This is a genomic window from Mesorhizobium sp., assembly GCF_024509055.1.
Classification (GTDB): domain Bacteria; phylum Pseudomonadota; class Alphaproteobacteria; order Rhizobiales; family Rhizobiaceae; genus Mesorhizobium.
In genome coordinates this window covers 2688-16148 of record NZ_JANINM010000050.1, presented here as the reverse complement: position 1 = coordinate 16148, position 13461 = coordinate 2688, and the positions used below count along the sequence as shown (strand labels likewise).

Here is a 13461-nt window from a genome sequence, read left to right as displayed (position 1 = left end):
GGAAAACCGGCCCTCAGGAGAAACAGGGAAGGCATTCGATGAACACTGGATTGAAGCCAGTCTGGGCCGGGCGCAACATGCGTCTCGACCCGTTTCGCCTGCCGCAGATGGTGAGCTACGCCACGCGCGACGACTATGGCGATGTATCCTTCACCATCGATCAGCGCGGCGCAGTCATCCGCCGCACGCTGGAGATGAGCGGCGTGCCGGCGATCATCGCGCTGCCCGCCAACGCATTTCGCGGCGTCGCCGCCCGCGCCATGGAAGACCCGGAGGGCAACGTCACGGTGACGTTGGAACTTCTCCACAATGATCCGATGCTGTCGGTGCCGCTGCTCGTCGCCGACGATCTCGAAGACGTCGCTGCCGACTGGCGCGCCTGGGCCGATGCTTATCGCCTGCCGATGCTTTTGATAGAGTCCGATGGCATTGCCCGGACGCTCGAGGAATCCCTTGGCGCCGCCGTCAAGACGCTGCCGCCGCAGGAGCGTCGTCAGGGACGTGCGTCGAACATGCGACGCCCGCGCTTCCTTGCCCGTCGCAAGGCCGGCAATCTCGGCCTCAGGCTGGTCATCGGCGGTCAGGAGATCATCGCGCGCGAGTAGCGCAATTCCCCTTCACCTACACGGGGGAGAAGGGTGCTAAAGCTGCGGCTTCAGCCACATCCAGACCGCTCCTCCGAGCAGCCCCAGAAAAATCAGCCAGCCGACCTGGTTGTTCGACTTGAACAGCTTCAGGCACTGATCCGGGTCGTTGATGTCGAGCCGGATGATCTGGCGCACCATATGCGCGCCGGCCGCGATCAAACCGGCCAGCGCCGGCATCGGCACCTGTGCTGAGGCGAAGGCAATGGCGAAGCAGATGAGCGTGCCGCCATAGAGCCCGACAAGCCAGGTCTTGGTGTTGTCGCCGAACAGGCGCGCGGTCGAATGCACGCCGACGATGGCGTCGTCTTCCTTGTCCTGATGCGCGTAGATGGTGTCGTAGCCGATCACCCACAGGATCGAGCCGATATAGAGCATGATGGCGGGGCCATCGAGGTCGCCGAACTCGACCGCCCAACCCATCAGCGCGCCCCAGGAGAAGGCAAGGCCGAGCACGAATTGCGGCCAGCTGGTGAAGCGCTTCATGAACGGATAGATCGCGACGATCGCCAGCGAAGCGATGCCGAGCGGAACGGCGAAGCTGTTGAACTGCAACAGCACGGCAAGCCCGATCAGCGCCTGGATGAACAGGAACACCCAGGCCTGCAGGCGCGTCACCTTGCCCGCCGGCAGCGGCCGCGAGCGCGTGCGTTCGACCTGGTTGTCGATGTCTTCGTCGACGATGTCGTTGTAGGTGCAGCCGGCGCCGCGCATGGCGACCGCGCCGACAAAGAACAGGAACAGATACCAGGGCGCCGGCAGCAGCGTCAGCAGCGGATCGGTCGGGCGCGGATAGGCGCTCGCCGCAAGTGCCGCCGACCACCAGCATGGCCAAAGCAACAGCTGCCAGCCGATCGGCCGGTCCCAGCGCGCAAGCTGCGCATAGGGCCAGAGCCAGCGCGGCAGCACCCGGTAGGCCCAATGGCCGCTCGGCGCGTCGGCGACACGGCCCTGGGTAGCTTTCGACTGGATGGTTTCCATCGTGTTGAAGTGGCAGTCGCGCCGCGCGCCGTCAAGCGGCGGGCGAGCCGATCAGCCGGTGAAAACATCGTGACCGGCGAACCATGCCTTGGCGACCTCGATGAAGGCCAGCGCCGCCTTCGACAGGCTCTGGCGCGTGTCGAAGGTCAGGATGATGCGCTGCATCGGCAGCGGATCGGAGAGTTGCTGCGCCGGGTCGGTGATGACGCGCGTTATGTCGAGCGACCCAGCCGGAAGCCCGGCCAGAAATTGCGCGAGGATCGGTCACCGTCGCCTTCCAGAGCTGATTCGTTTTCCCGAGCCGATCAGCCGGGCCGTCTCCCTCGCGCAACCTCCAGCCTTTATCACTTCTCGATGAAGGCTATGTTCCGGTGCGCAATTGCTGTCAAAATGGCGACGCGCCTTGACCCGCCGCCCATTGATCAATAGCGGGTGCGGACAGAGACGATCATCAGCAAGAGGTGGCCATGAACGTTCTTCTTCTCGGCTCGGGCGGCCGCGAACATGCGCTTGCCTGGAAGATCGCCGCCTCGCCTTTGCTGACCAGGTTCTACGCCTCGCCCGGCAATCCCGGCATCGGCCGCTTCGCGGAACTGGTGAAGCTCGACATTTCCGACCATTCCGTGGTGGCCGCCTTCTGCCAGGAGAAGAAGATCGATCTGGTCGTCGTCGGTCCGGAGGCTCCGCTGGTGGCCGGCATCGCCGACGATCTCCGCGCCTGGGGCATCCGCGTCTTCGGTCCGTCCAAGGCGGCGGCCAGGCTCGAAGGCTCGAAGGGTTTCACCAAGGATCTTTGCGCCAGATTCAACATTCCCACCGCGGCCTACGGCCGCTTCAGCGATCTTGCCTCGGCCAGGGCCTATGTCGAGAAGACGGGCGCGCCGATCGTCATCAAGGCCGACGGGCTTGCCGCTGGCAAAGGCGTCACCGTGGCGATGACGCTTCCCGAGGCGGTTGCCGCGCTGGAAGCCTGTTTCGACGGCTCGTTCGGCGCGGCCGGCGCCGAAGTCGTGGTCGAGGAATACATGACCGGCGAGGAAGCGAGTTTCTTCTGCCTGTGTGACGGCACGACCGCGCTGCCTTTCGGCACCGCGCAGGACCACAAGCGCGTCGGTGACGGAGATGTCGGCCTGAACACCGGTGGCATGGGCGCCTATTCGCCGGCGCCGGTGATGACGCAGCAGATGACCGAGCGCACCATGCGCGAGATCATCGAGCCGACCATGCGAGGCATGGCTGAAATCGGCGCGCCTTTCTCCGGCATCCTTTTCGCCGGGCTGATGATCACCGACAGCGGGCCGAAACTGATCGAGTATAACGCCCGTTTCGGCGACCCCGAGTGCCAGGTGCTGATGATGCGGCTGAAGGATGACCTGCTGGTCCTCCTCAACGCGGCGGTCGACGGCCAGCTCGCCCACATGTCGGTGCGCTGGAGCGACGAGGCGGCGCTGACCGTGGTGATGGCGGCCAGGGGCTATCCCGGCACGCCGGAAAAGGGCTCGGTCATCCGCGGCCTGGACGACGCCGAGCAGGATGGAGCCCAGATATTCCATGCCGGCACCGCCATGAACAGCGGCGCGCTCGTCGCCAATGGCGGCCGCGTGCTCAACGTGACCGCCACCGGGGGCACCGTGGGCGAAGCGCAAAAGAAGGCATATGAGGCGGTCGACCACATCGACTGGCCGGAAGGGTTCTTCCGCCACGATATCGGCTGGCGCGCCGTCGAGCGCGAGAAGGCCTAGAGCAATTCCAGGAAAAGTGCGCAGCGGCTTTTCGGCGTGAAGCTCAGCGCTGGCCGCGGTCGAGCGCCGTCGATGCGGTGTTGACCGGATCGGCAGCCCCTGCGAGGGCGGCGTCGATCTGATCGGGCGTGCGCTGCCCGGAACGCTTCCAGGCGACATACTGCACAATGCCGAAGCCCGGCCGCTGTGGCACCGTCTTGACGACAGGCATGCGGAAGCCGTCGCGGAATTTTTCCCAGCGCGCGCCGAGCACGGCGACCATTTCCTCGACGGTCGGCGGCGTCGACACATCGGCATAGGTGATGGCCACCTTGCCGGCGAGCGCTCGTGGGACGGGAATCGGTATCGAGGCGAGATAATCCGACGGGACGTCGATCAGCCCGCCGAAGGTCCACTGCTGACGTAGCTCCGCGGCGTTCATCGGCGCGACGCTGACATCGATGTCGTTGGGCGTGCCCGGCACGCGGTAGGGGCAGCTGACACGGCCGCAATTGGCCTGCGCCGAGAACTGCCAGAGCGCGTAGCCCCGCCAGTTGCCCATCGGGAAGTGCACGTCGATGTTCGGCTTGTAGCGCGCGTACCAAAGCGGCAGCCGCGACAGCAGCCTGTAGGTATAGCGGTTGTCGGCGATGTATTGGGCGGTCCTGCCGTTGGTGTAGAGCACGGGGAAGCGGCCAAGGCGCCGATGCACCTGGCGCACGAACTCTTCCGCATCTTCCAGCGACATCCATTGCGACGGGTCGTTGCCTTCGAGGTCGAGGGCAACCAGATCGTCCGGCGCGGGCTCGGCGAATTCGATGAAGTTGTTGGCCTGCTCCACCGGATTGCCAGGACGGGCGAGGTGATAGGCGCCCCATTTCAGACCGAGCGCCTTCGCCACCACCTTGCGCGTCTGGAACAGCTCCCGCGTCACCGCATAGCGCTTCCACAGCGCCTTGCAGAGCTTCACGTCCATGTCGCTGCCGAAGCAGAAATAGGGCGGCGGGAGCCCGTCGGAAGCCTTGTTGATGACGCCGACGACGCGCTTGTCCGTGGTGAGCTGCGCCCAGTCGATCGAATTGTATTCGTAGGCGTCGATCACCAGCGCGCGGTCAGCGTTCTTCCATGGCTCGGAGAAATCCGAAGCCTGTGCCGCCGTGCCGAGCACAATCGCTGCCGCGAGAAGTGCCAGGCGGCGAAGAGGGCGCGCCGGCTTTTTCAATCAGGGTTGTCCCCACTGACCAGGGAACGATCCTGAACCGCTATGGTTAAGGAAGTGCTTCAGGCCGGGTTGGCTGCGCTACCGCCGAAAGAGTGATGGCACCTCGAACGGATCCGGCGCCGGCTCCTGCTGCAGCGTGCCTTCCGCCGCCCGCTTCTTGTGATGCGCCAGCGAGCATTGCGGCGAGCACAGGATGCCGCGGTCCGACCAGTAGGCCGGGCCTTCCTCGATCATGCCGTGATAGTGCGAGAAGCCCATCGCGCGATAAGGCAGGCCGCATTCGATGCAACGATAGGCGTCGGGTCTGGCAAGCATGGCTCTCGATCCAGTTTCGCCGGCTTCATGCCGAGCATTCTCGTGTCTAAACGCCCACCGGAAAGATTGCAAAAATCCGCGTGACAAAATTTGACGTTTACGTAAAAAGAAGGCACGGATCGACCCAAATGTGGATGGTCTTGCCGCGCCGCGGATCCTACGATTGAACGGTCGGAACGGAGGAGGAGCACGCAACATGTATCGCGCACCGGTCGAGGACATCGCCTTCACGCTCAAGCATGTGGCCGGCCTGAAGCCGGCACTGGATGCGGGCACCTTCGGCGATCTTGGCGAGGACCTTGTCGACGCGATCCTGGCCGAGGCCGGCCGCTTCGCCAGCGAGGAGGTGGCGCCGCTCTACAAGATCGGCGACGAACACGGCGCCGTGCTGAAGGGAGCCGCCGTCACCACGCCGCCCGGCTGGAAGGAGCTTTATAAGCGCTGGATCGAAGGCGGCTGGAACGCGCTCTCCGGGCCTGAGGAGTTCGGCGGCCAGGGCCTGCCCACCATGCTCGGCGTCGCCGCGCTGGAAATGTGGAACTCTTCCGCGATGGCTTTCGGCATCGGCCCGACGCTCACCATGGGCGCGGTCGAGGCGCTCGACAAGCACGCCACCGAGGCGCTCAAGGCGAAGTATCTGGCGAAGCTCGTGTCCGGCGAATGGATGGGCACGATGAACCTGACCGAGCCGCAGGCCGGCTCAGATCTCGCGGCGCTCCGCACCCGAGCCGAGCGGGCCGGCGACGGCACCTACCGCATCTTCGGCCAGAAGATATTCATCACCTATGGCGAGCACGATCTCACCGACAACATCATCCACCTTGTGCTGGCGCGGCTGCCCGACGCACCTGCCGGCACGCGCGGCATCTCGCTGTTCCTGGTGCCGAAATTCCTGGTGAATGACGACCGCTCGCTCGGCGACCGCAACGACGTCTTCTGTTCCGGCATCGAGCACAAGCTCGGCATCCATGCCTCGCCGACCTGCACCATGATCTATGGCGACGGTTTTGAAGGCGCGACGCCAGGCGCCATCGGCTGGCTGATCGGCGAGGAGAACAAAGGCCTCGCCTGCATGTTCACGATGATGAACAACGCTCGCCTTGCCGTCGGCATGCAGGGCGTGGCGGTGGCGGAGACCGCGACGCAGAAGGCGATCGCCTATGCCAACGAACGCCGGCAAGGCAAGGCGTCGGACTATTCGGGGTCAGGCATGGCGCCGATCGTCCATCATCCGGACGTGCAGCGCAATCTTCTGACCATGCGGGCGTTGACCCAGATCGCCCGCGCCATCAGCTATTCCTGCGCGCATGCCATCGACCGCGCGCGCGTCGCCGAGGGCGAGGCCGCCGCCAGCTGGCGCGACCGCGCCAATCTGCTGACGCCTTTGGCCAAAGCCTTCTCGACCGATGTCGGCGTCGAGGTCGCTTCGCTGGGCGTCCAGGTGCATGGCGGCATGGGCTTCATCGAGGAGACAGGTGCGGCGGCGCTTTATCGTGACGCCCGCATCGCGCCGATCTATGAAGGCACCAACGGCATCCAGGCGATCGACCTCGTCTCACGCAAATTGCCGCTTGGCGGCGGCGAACATGTGCATCGCTATATCGGCGAGCTCAAAGCGGTGGCCGATGCTGTACGCACCTCCAACATCGAGGGCTTCGGCCGCACCGCTGACAATCTCGACCGGGCGCTCGCTGACCTGGACGAGGCGACGCGCTTCCTGCAGAAGCTGACGGCCGACGGCAAGGCGGATGCCGCAATGGCAGGTGCGACCCCCTATTTGCGCCTGATCTCGCTCACCGCGGGCGGCGCCTATCTCGCGCAGGGCGGGCTCGCCGACCGTGGCCGCATAGCGCTCTGCCGCTTCTTTGCCGAAAATCTTCTCGGCGAGACGCGTGCGCTCAAGGAGCGCGTCGTCGATGGCGCCGAGAGCCTCGCCGCCGCAGGCAAGGCATTGATTTCCGCCTGAAACTCCAGACGCTCAAGGAACCGACTTTGACCGAGCACATCCTCATCGAGCGCCAGGGCGCTGTTCAAATCATCCGCATGAACCGCCCGGACAAGAAGAACGCATTGACGCGCGCCATGTATGCCGCGATGACGGCGGCCCTTGCCGAGGGCGACGCCGATCCGTCGGTGCGCGTCCATGTTTTCCTGGGTGTGCCCGGCGCCTTTTCTTCCGGAAACGACCTCGCGGACTTCCTTGCCTTCGCCACCAGCGGCAAATTTGGGAGCGAGGGATGGGATTTCCTCTTTGCGCTGGCCAGGGCTGAGAAGCCGATGGTGTCGGGAGTCGACGGTATAGCCGTCGGCATCGGCACCACCCTCAACCTGCATTGCGACTTGACCTTCGCCACGCCGCGCACCGTTTTTCGCACGCCCTTCGTCGATCTCGGCCTTGTCCCAGAGGCCGGCTCCAGCCTGCTTGCGCCGCGCGTCCTCGGCCGGCAGAACGCCTTCGCATTGCTCGCCCTCGGTGAAGGTTTTTCAGCCGAGCGCGCCAAGGCCGCGGGCCTGATCCATGAAGTGGTCGCGGAAGAGGCGCTTGAAAGCACGGTGCTGAACGCCGCCAACGCGATCGCCGCCAGGCCGCCGCAGGCGCTGAAGATCGCGCGCGACCTGCTGCATGAGCCGCGCGAGGAACTGGTTGCGCGCATCGAGCTCGAAAAGGAGCACTTCAAGGAGCGGCTGAGGTCCGAGGAGGCGCTGGCGGTGCTCACCGCTTTCATGAACCGGAAGAAGGCGTAGGTTCGAAGCCAAACGCCCAGCCTGGGCAGCGCCCCGCCGCGGCGGGGCGCTGCCCGCTTCAGGTCAGCTTCTTGGCGGCCTGCTCGTCCAGCGCCTTGCCGAAGGCTTCCGGTGTCCAGTTGGCCTCGAGCGCGCGGTGGAACAGCGCCTGCTGCGTTTCCGGCGCCAGCCCGCCGATCGGCGGGTCGCGGTCGAGATTGGTCGGGAAGGAATAGCCTTCCGCTGTCGAGGCGATCGCGTTGGCGGCCGCCCCTTTCGAGATCGCGCCTTCCGCCAGCATCTTCCGGAGCGCCGGATAGAGCGCGCGGCTCATCCTCGTGCGGTCGACGCTTTCCATCGCGCGGCCATAGGCCGACGACACCTGCAGCAGGTTCGCCATGCGGCGGATGTCGGCGGAGCGGTTGTTGCCGGCGGCATGGAACAGGGCCGGGTTGAAGAAGGCGGCGTCGCCTTTTTCCAGCGCAAGCTGCACATGGTGTTCGGCGAAATACGCCTTGAACTCGGGCAGGCCCGTGGCGAGATACCCCGGCAGATAAGCTTGCGAGTAGGGGAGATAGAGCGTCGGGCCGCTCTCCAGCGGCATGTCGCAATGGGCGACGGCGCCTTGCAGCGTCAGCACCGGCGAGATGCCGTGCACATGCACCGGATAGCGTTCGATCACCTCGGGCGTCTGGAAGCCCAGATGATAGTCGCGATGCGCCGACTGCGCCGCGCCGCCGGGGTTCACGCAGTTGACCTGCGAGGTCATCTGATAGGCCGGCCCGAGCCAGGCTTCCGAGATCAGCGCGATGATGTCGTTGCCGTAATAGGCGGCGAAGGCTTGCGGATCGCGCAGGCAGAATTTCTCCAGCGCATTCCAGATGCGGTCATTGGCGCCCGGCTTGGCGAAATGGTCGCCGCCGCCGGTCCCGCTGGCATGCTGCTCGGCGATCATCTCGTTGAACAGCTTGGTCGCGGTGTCGATGGGCGCCGTGTCGGCGAAAGCCCTCTTGAAGGCCACGACGCCCGGCCCGCTGGTCATCGCCTCGACCCATTCCGCCAGCAGCGCCTTGCGCGTCTCCGGCTCGGCCGCCGCCTTGCGGACGGCGTCGCCGTCATAGACGAGCACGTTCTTTTCGACACCTGAGGCGAAAGGATAGTCGGCGGGATTGGTCGTCTGCTCGACGATCGCCCGGAACCCCTCGATGTCGCACTGGTCCTTGGTCAGCCAGACCCGCTCGGACCTGACCTTGGCTAGGTTGTCGGCCTTCATGACGCATCCTCCTGTTGCTGTCCTGATCCTCCTTGCCGTATACCGCAATCTGCGGTTCATGTTGCCTCCGGAACACCTCAAAAACACCTCAGAAGATGTCGCGTCCGTTTCTCGTCAAGGATATCGCCCTTCAGGCGGGGCTCAGCCTCGCCACCGTCGACCGCGTCCTCAACGAAAGGCCGGGCGTCCGTGAGCACACCGTACGGCGGGTCAGGCAGGCCATAGGTGAGCTTGAAAAGCAGCGCGACCTGATCGGCCTTTCCGGCCGCAAGCTTGTCCTCGACGTCGTCATGGAAACCCCGTCGCGCTTCAGCGAGGCGGTGCGCCAGGGGCTGGAGCAGGCGATACCGTCGCTGCAGCCGGTGATCTTTCGCGCCCGCTACCATTTTGCCGAGACGCGCAGCGTCGGCGATACGGTCGCTCTCCTCGAAGCCCTGCAGCGCCGCGGCAGCAATGGCGTCCTCCTCAAGGCTCCCGATGTTGCGGACGTGAGGGTCGCGACAGCTCGGCTCGTCGCCGCCGGGATCCCCGTCGTCACACTGGTGACGGATATTCCCGATACCGGCCGGCAGGCCTATGTCGGTATGGACAACCGGGCGGCTGGCGCGACCGCGGCCTATCTTCTCGGCGAATGGCTGGGCGGCGGGCCGGCGCGCATTCTGGTGACCATCAGCAGCAACCGGTTTCGCGGCGAGGAGGAACGCGAGATAGGTTTCAGGCAGGCGCTGCGCGAGCGCTATCCGGCGCTCGGCATCGTCGAAGCAAGCGAAGGCCATGGCCTCGACCGCGATACCGGTATGCTCGCGCTGGCGGCTCTGCGGCAGCATGACGACATTGCCGGTGTTTACTCGATCGGCGGCGGCAACCGCGCCATCGTCGAAGCCTTTGCCTCGCTGGGCCGCGCCTGCCGCGCCTTTGTCGGTCATGACCTCGACGCCGACAATCTCGCGCTGCTGCGCGCCGGGCGCATCGGCGCCGTGCTGCATCACGATCTTGGCCAGGATATGCGGAACGCTTGCCTGCACGTCATGCGAGCGCATGGATTGCTGCCGAAATCACCGGTCTCGGGCATGGCCAACATCCAGATCATCACGCCCTTCAACGTGCCGCAGGCGGCAGGGCTCTGACGCCCCGCCTGGCGCCAGCCTCGCTGAAAGGTTGGTGCAGGGGTGTCAAAGCAAGCATAACGCGTTATGTCTGGGGGCGCGTGGCGGGGGCTCGTGAAATGGAGAGGACATGATCCAGCACGCTGCCGCTGAATCCGCCGAGGCGATTGAAGGGCGTTCGCTGATCGGCTGAACACCTCACAATGCTTTCCATTGCCGTAAGACCGCTGGCACTGACCCTGAAACTCTGGTGGCGCTTCTGGCCGCAACTGGTCGCCATCGTGCTTTTGGGCGTCGTGCTCGGCGATCTGTTCATGCAGGTCGCCGCGCGCGTCGCCTTGCTCAATCACATGGCGGGCCTTGCCTTGCTGACGCTCGTCGCGTTGACTCAGCTCATCGTCACCGTCGCCATGTTCCAGACGATGCTGCCCGGTTTACCTGCCGTGCGGGCCGCGCAACAGGCGGCTCAAAGCGAAACTGAAACCGCGCTGCGCAGCAGCGGCGCGCGGCTGGCGCGCATGGTCAGCGTCGCGCTGCTGCCCTTCTTCGCCTATTACGCCGCCTGGGGTTTTCTGGGCGACACGGTGCGGCAATATTCGCGCGTCACGCTCGACATGGCGCCATTCGGCGGCGGCGCCGGCAATGTGCTCGATGTGCTCGATTCGCGCTGGCTGATCGTCTCGGTCGTAATCTCCTGGCTGACAAGGCGCTTCGCCATCGCGATGCAGAAGCGCGGCGGTTCGCGCTCCTTCTGGCAGATCGTCGTGGTGATCTGCGAGACCAACTGGATCTTCATCGGTCTCTACGTGATCTCGCGCTGGAAGGACGAGGTCATCGGCTGGATCATGAGCCGCAACATCTTTTCCGCCCTGCAGGCGGCCGCCGACGGCATCGCGAATCCGGTCGCCAGTGCCTTGGCCGCCCCCATGGTGCCGGTCGAGGTGACTTCCATCGACAGCACGACCAGGCTGGTGAACCTGTTCTTCTACATGCTCTTGCCGGTGATCTGGCTGGTGCTGGCGGCGCTGATCTATGGCTATGACGTGCGCGACGACAAGGAACTGATGCGCATGCACCGGCTCGAACGCCTGGGCGAGCGCTATCGCGCCATCCCGAAATTCCTGCGCGATTTCGCCGAGCATTTCATCTCCGGCTACCGCTCGCGCTATTTGCCTTTGGCCAATGGGGTGCGCATCACGCTGAGCTCGGGCTTGGTGCTGATCGTCACGCTGATCGTCGGCTACCGCCTGATCGACTGGCTGGCTGCCTGGGCATGGCTCGGCATGACGCGGCTCATCGGTCCGCATGAGCTCGACACCTGGCAGGTGCTCTCCGAAGGGGTGTCGCTGCTGTTTGGCAGCGCGTTCCAGGATTCATCGACCGGCATCCTCGTCGAGCCGCTGCGCGTCTCATTCCTCGCCGCGATCCTCGAAACCGCCTTCGCGCTGCCCAAGCGGCAGACCGGCGAGGGCACCGTGCCGACCTCACCGGATCGCGCGGCGCAGGTCGGAGGGCAGAATGCTTGAGAACGCAGGCTCACGGCTGAAGGCATGGACCGTCGCCGGCGTCGGCACTGCGGCCGCAGTCGCGGTCGCCGGCGTCCTGGGGGCTTTCGAGGCAAGGCACGAGTCATTGCCGGCCCTGGCGCCGGCGAGCCGGATCGAAACCGGCGAGTGGCTGCTGAGGCCATTGAAGGCCTATGTCACCGCGGAAAAATACGCATACGGGACGTTGCTCAAGCCGGGCGGCAAGGCGCTGGTGCTCGAACTCGAAATGACCAACCGCACGGCAAAATCCACCAAGGACTATTTCGACGTGCTGCAGGCAAGCCGGACGATTGTCGATCCGGCCACCAAACCCTTCATCGTGCTGACGCGCGATTCGACGATGTCGCCCGAGCTGCATCCCGGCATGCCGGAGCGCATGGCCTATATCTGGCAGTTGCCGGATGGAGCGACCGCACCGGCCAGTTTCGACCTGACGGTCATCCGCAAGACCTACAAAGCGCGCGACAATCTCTACGGCCTGCCGGGCTGGTTCAATCCAACGCCGATCGGCACCATGACGATTCCCGTCGGCGCCGGGCCTGACAGCGCGGACATCCAGCCATGATACGCAGGTCGGCCAACATCATCCTGCTGCTTGTCGCGGTGGCGTTCTGCTACGGCTTGCAGGTATCGAAGCCGCATTACGGCGACCTGATCGGCCCGATCCCCGCGCGCGGCAAATTGGGCGATACCGTCGTCGGGCGCGCCTTCGAGGTCCATGCCGAGAAGGTCGAGTTCGCCCGTAACCTGAAAGTCGACCAGTTCGGTCAAGGCAAGGTGCTGACCACCGGCGGCGTCTGGGCGGTGGTCACGGTCGAGTTCGCGGCGCGGGCGCAGTCGACGGTGATCTCCGTCGCGTCCTGGCAGGGACCGACAGGCCTCACCTATGACCAGACCGAGCGGCTGTCCTTCATGAACGGACTTTTGCCCGCCGCGATCGATCCCGGCCTGCCGCGGAAGGCGCGGCTGATTTTCGAGTTGCGGCCGGACGAGGCGAACAACGCGACCTTGCTCGTCTCGGAGAAACTGATGGCGGCGCTGGATTCCCAGGCCGAGATCTCGCTTGGGCCAGTGCCGATCGCCGCGGACGGCCTGCCTGTCGGCACGATCGAGATGCTGGATATGGCGCGGCCGATGTGAAGGAAGGCGAATGACGGCAGAGGCTCTGGATCAGGACAATCGGGCGGGCGAACGGAAATGGCGCCGTCGCAGCCTTTGGTCGCTCATGCTCCTGGTCCCGCTCGCGCTGGCTGTCGAAGCCTATGACAGCGTCAAGACCCTGCTTGGAAATAACGATCTGTTCCCGCGTCGCGTGGCATGGGGGAAGAGCGAGCATTTCGGCGGCAGCGACTGGAAGCTGACCGATTTGCGCGGCGCCTTCGGCATGTCGAACCTGCCGCCGGATTCTGTGCCCGTATTGGCCGACTTCCAGGTGAAGATCGGCAATCCGGACCTGCAAAATCTCTGGCTCGGCTGCAAGATCATGCTGATCGACAGGGACGGCCGGCGCTGGTCGCCGACCTCGATCGTGTCGCTGAAAACCACCGACAATGTCCAGACCTGCATCTCGGCGATCTTCTCGGGTGCCAAAAGCGGCGACACGCTCAACCTGCGCGAGACGTTCCTGGTGCCGAAGGAAGCGACCAAGTCCATCCGCCCGGCCGTCGGCGTCGCCAGCGAACGGCCGCATTTCCTGCTGTTCCAGCTCGAGAAGGATTGATCTCCTGTTTGCGCCCCGGGATCAGGGATAAAGCCTGGTCTTGTCCCAGCCGCCGGTCGCGTTGCGCGAAAAGACGACGCGGTCATGCAGGCGGAACGGCCTGTCGTGCCAGAACTCGATCGTCTGCGGCAGGATGCGGAAACCCGACCAGTGCTTCGGCCGCGGGATCTCGCCGATGGCGTAGCGGGCGGTATACTCGGCAACCGCT

14 protein-coding genes are annotated in these 13461 nt (G+C 65.0%); 9 read left to right on the top strand and 5 right to left on the bottom strand.

The features are described 5' to 3' along the window. Positions 1–38: 38 nt before the first annotated feature. Complete coding sequence (locus Q0L57_RS03230; protein WP_296737809.1) at positions 39–605, top strand: DUF6101 family protein; 567 nt, start codon at positions 39–41, stop codon at positions 603–605. Positions 606–641: 36 nt separating this feature from the next. Here the strand turns inward: Q0L57_RS03230 and ubiA are convergent, their stop codons facing one another. Next, on the bottom strand, positions 642–1625 hold the full coding sequence (ubiA, locus tag Q0L57_RS03225) for a 4-hydroxybenzoate octaprenyltransferase (protein WP_296737807.1): 984 nt from the start codon (positions 1623–1625) through the stop codon (positions 642–644). Between the two features lie 467 nt (positions 1626–2092). On the opposite strand from ubiA, the gene purD reads away from it, so the two are divergent. Beyond that, positions 2093–3367: a phosphoribosylamine--glycine ligase gene (purD, locus tag Q0L57_RS03215; protein WP_296737806.1), complete on the top strand. Its 1275-nt coding sequence runs from the start codon at positions 2093–2095 to the stop codon at positions 3365–3367. A 43-nt stretch (positions 3368–3410) separates the two neighbouring features. On the opposite strand, the gene Q0L57_RS03210 is transcribed toward purD, so the two are convergent. Both Q0L57_RS03210 and Q0L57_RS03205 read right to left on the bottom strand, forming a co-directional pair. Continuing rightward, positions 3411–4568 carry a glycoside hydrolase family 25 protein gene (locus Q0L57_RS03210; RefSeq protein ID WP_296737804.1) on the bottom strand — a complete coding sequence of 386 codons (1158 nt, stop codon included), beginning with the start codon at positions 4566–4568 and terminating at the stop codon, positions 3411–3413. A 78-nt stretch (positions 4569–4646) separates the two neighbouring features. Continuing rightward, entirely contained in the window at positions 4647–4883 is a 237-nt protein-coding gene (locus tag Q0L57_RS03205) for a hypothetical protein (RefSeq protein WP_296737802.1), read from the bottom strand. Positions 4884–5079: 196 nt separating this feature from the next. Here Q0L57_RS03205 and Q0L57_RS03200 point away from each other — a divergent pair, with 196 nt between their 5' ends. Then, positions 5080–6849, top strand: a complete 1770-nt coding sequence (locus Q0L57_RS03200) for an acyl-CoA dehydrogenase (protein ID WP_296737800.1) — start codon at positions 5080–5082, stop codon at positions 6847–6849. A gap of 26 nt (positions 6850–6875) precedes the next feature. Then, complete coding sequence (locus Q0L57_RS03195; protein ID WP_296737799.1) at positions 6876–7628, top strand: crotonase/enoyl-CoA hydratase family protein; 753 nt, start codon at positions 6876–6878, stop codon at positions 7626–7628. A 58-nt stretch (positions 7629–7686) separates the two neighbouring features. On the opposite strand, the gene Q0L57_RS03190 is transcribed toward Q0L57_RS03195, so the two are convergent. Next, entirely contained in the window at positions 7687–8880 is a 1194-nt protein-coding gene (locus Q0L57_RS03190) for a phytanoyl-CoA dioxygenase family protein (protein WP_296737797.1), read from the bottom strand. Between the two features lie 95 nt (positions 8881–8975). On the opposite strand from Q0L57_RS03190, the gene Q0L57_RS03185 reads away from it, so the two are divergent. The 5 genes from Q0L57_RS03185 (at position 8976) to Q0L57_RS03165 (ending at position 13253) form a co-directional block, all read left to right on the top strand. Continuing rightward, positions 8976–10007: a LacI family DNA-binding transcriptional regulator gene (locus Q0L57_RS03185; RefSeq protein ID WP_296737796.1), complete on the top strand. Its 1032-nt coding sequence runs from the start codon at positions 8976–8978 to the stop codon at positions 10005–10007. A gap of 182 nt (positions 10008–10189) precedes the next feature. Next, complete coding sequence (locus Q0L57_RS03180; RefSeq protein ID WP_296737794.1) at positions 10190–11512, top strand: hypothetical protein; 1323 nt, start codon at positions 10190–10192, stop codon at positions 11510–11512. Then, positions 11505–12098 (top strand): hypothetical protein, encoded by a 594-nt coding sequence (locus Q0L57_RS03175; protein ID WP_296737793.1) that lies wholly within the window; start codon positions 11505–11507, stop codon positions 12096–12098. Before Q0L57_RS03180 ends, Q0L57_RS03175 begins: the two co-directional genes overlap by 8 nt. Beyond that, on the top strand, positions 12095–12673 hold the full coding sequence (locus Q0L57_RS03170) for a hypothetical protein (RefSeq protein ID WP_296737791.1): 579 nt from the start codon (positions 12095–12097) through the stop codon (positions 12671–12673). The genes Q0L57_RS03175 and Q0L57_RS03170 overlap by 4 nt, the downstream gene beginning before the upstream one ends. Positions 12674–12683: 10 nt before the next feature. Continuing rightward, positions 12684–13253 carry a hypothetical protein gene (locus tag Q0L57_RS03165; RefSeq protein WP_296737790.1) on the top strand — a complete coding sequence of 190 codons (570 nt, stop codon included), beginning with the start codon at positions 12684–12686 and terminating at the stop codon, positions 13251–13253. Positions 13254–13274: 21 nt separating this feature from the next. Here Q0L57_RS03165 and Q0L57_RS03160 read toward each other — a convergent pair. Further along, positions 13275–13461: pyridoxine 5'-phosphate oxidase C-terminal domain-containing protein (locus tag Q0L57_RS03160; RefSeq protein WP_296737788.1), on the bottom strand; the 187-nt coding region annotated here is incomplete at its 5' end.

Coding starts and splice junctions, on each gene's coding strand:
- Q0L57_RS03230 (WP_296737809.1), top strand. CDS start 39: ATGAACACTGGATTGAAGCCAGTCTGGGCCGGGCGCAACATGCGTCTC.
- ubiA (WP_296737807.1), bottom strand. CDS start 1,625: ATGGAAACCATCCAGTCGAAAGCTACCCAGGGCCGTGTCGCCGACGCG.
- purD (WP_296737806.1), top strand. CDS start 2,093: ATGAACGTTCTTCTTCTCGGCTCGGGCGGCCGCGAACATGCGCTTGCC.
- Q0L57_RS03205 (WP_296737802.1), bottom strand. CDS start 4,883: ATGCTTGCCAGACCCGACGCCTATCGTTGCATCGAATGCGGCCTGCCT.
- Q0L57_RS03200 (WP_296737800.1), top strand. CDS start 5,080: ATGTATCGCGCACCGGTCGAGGACATCGCCTTCACGCTCAAGCATGTG.
- Q0L57_RS03190 (WP_296737797.1), bottom strand. CDS start 8,880: ATGAAGGCCGACAACCTAGCCAAGGTCAGGTCCGAGCGGGTCTGGCTG.
- Q0L57_RS03185 (WP_296737796.1), top strand. CDS start 8,976: ATGTCGCGTCCGTTTCTCGTCAAGGATATCGCCCTTCAGGCGGGGCTC.
- Q0L57_RS03180 (WP_296737794.1), top strand. CDS start 10,190: ATGCTTTCCATTGCCGTAAGACCGCTGGCACTGACCCTGAAACTCTGG.
- Q0L57_RS03175 (WP_296737793.1), top strand. CDS start 11,505: ATGCTTGAGAACGCAGGCTCACGGCTGAAGGCATGGACCGTCGCCGGC.
- Q0L57_RS03170 (WP_296737791.1), top strand. CDS start 12,095: ATGATACGCAGGTCGGCCAACATCATCCTGCTGCTTGTCGCGGTGGCG.
- Q0L57_RS03165 (WP_296737790.1), top strand. CDS start 12,684: ATGACGGCAGAGGCTCTGGATCAGGACAATCGGGCGGGCGAACGGAAA.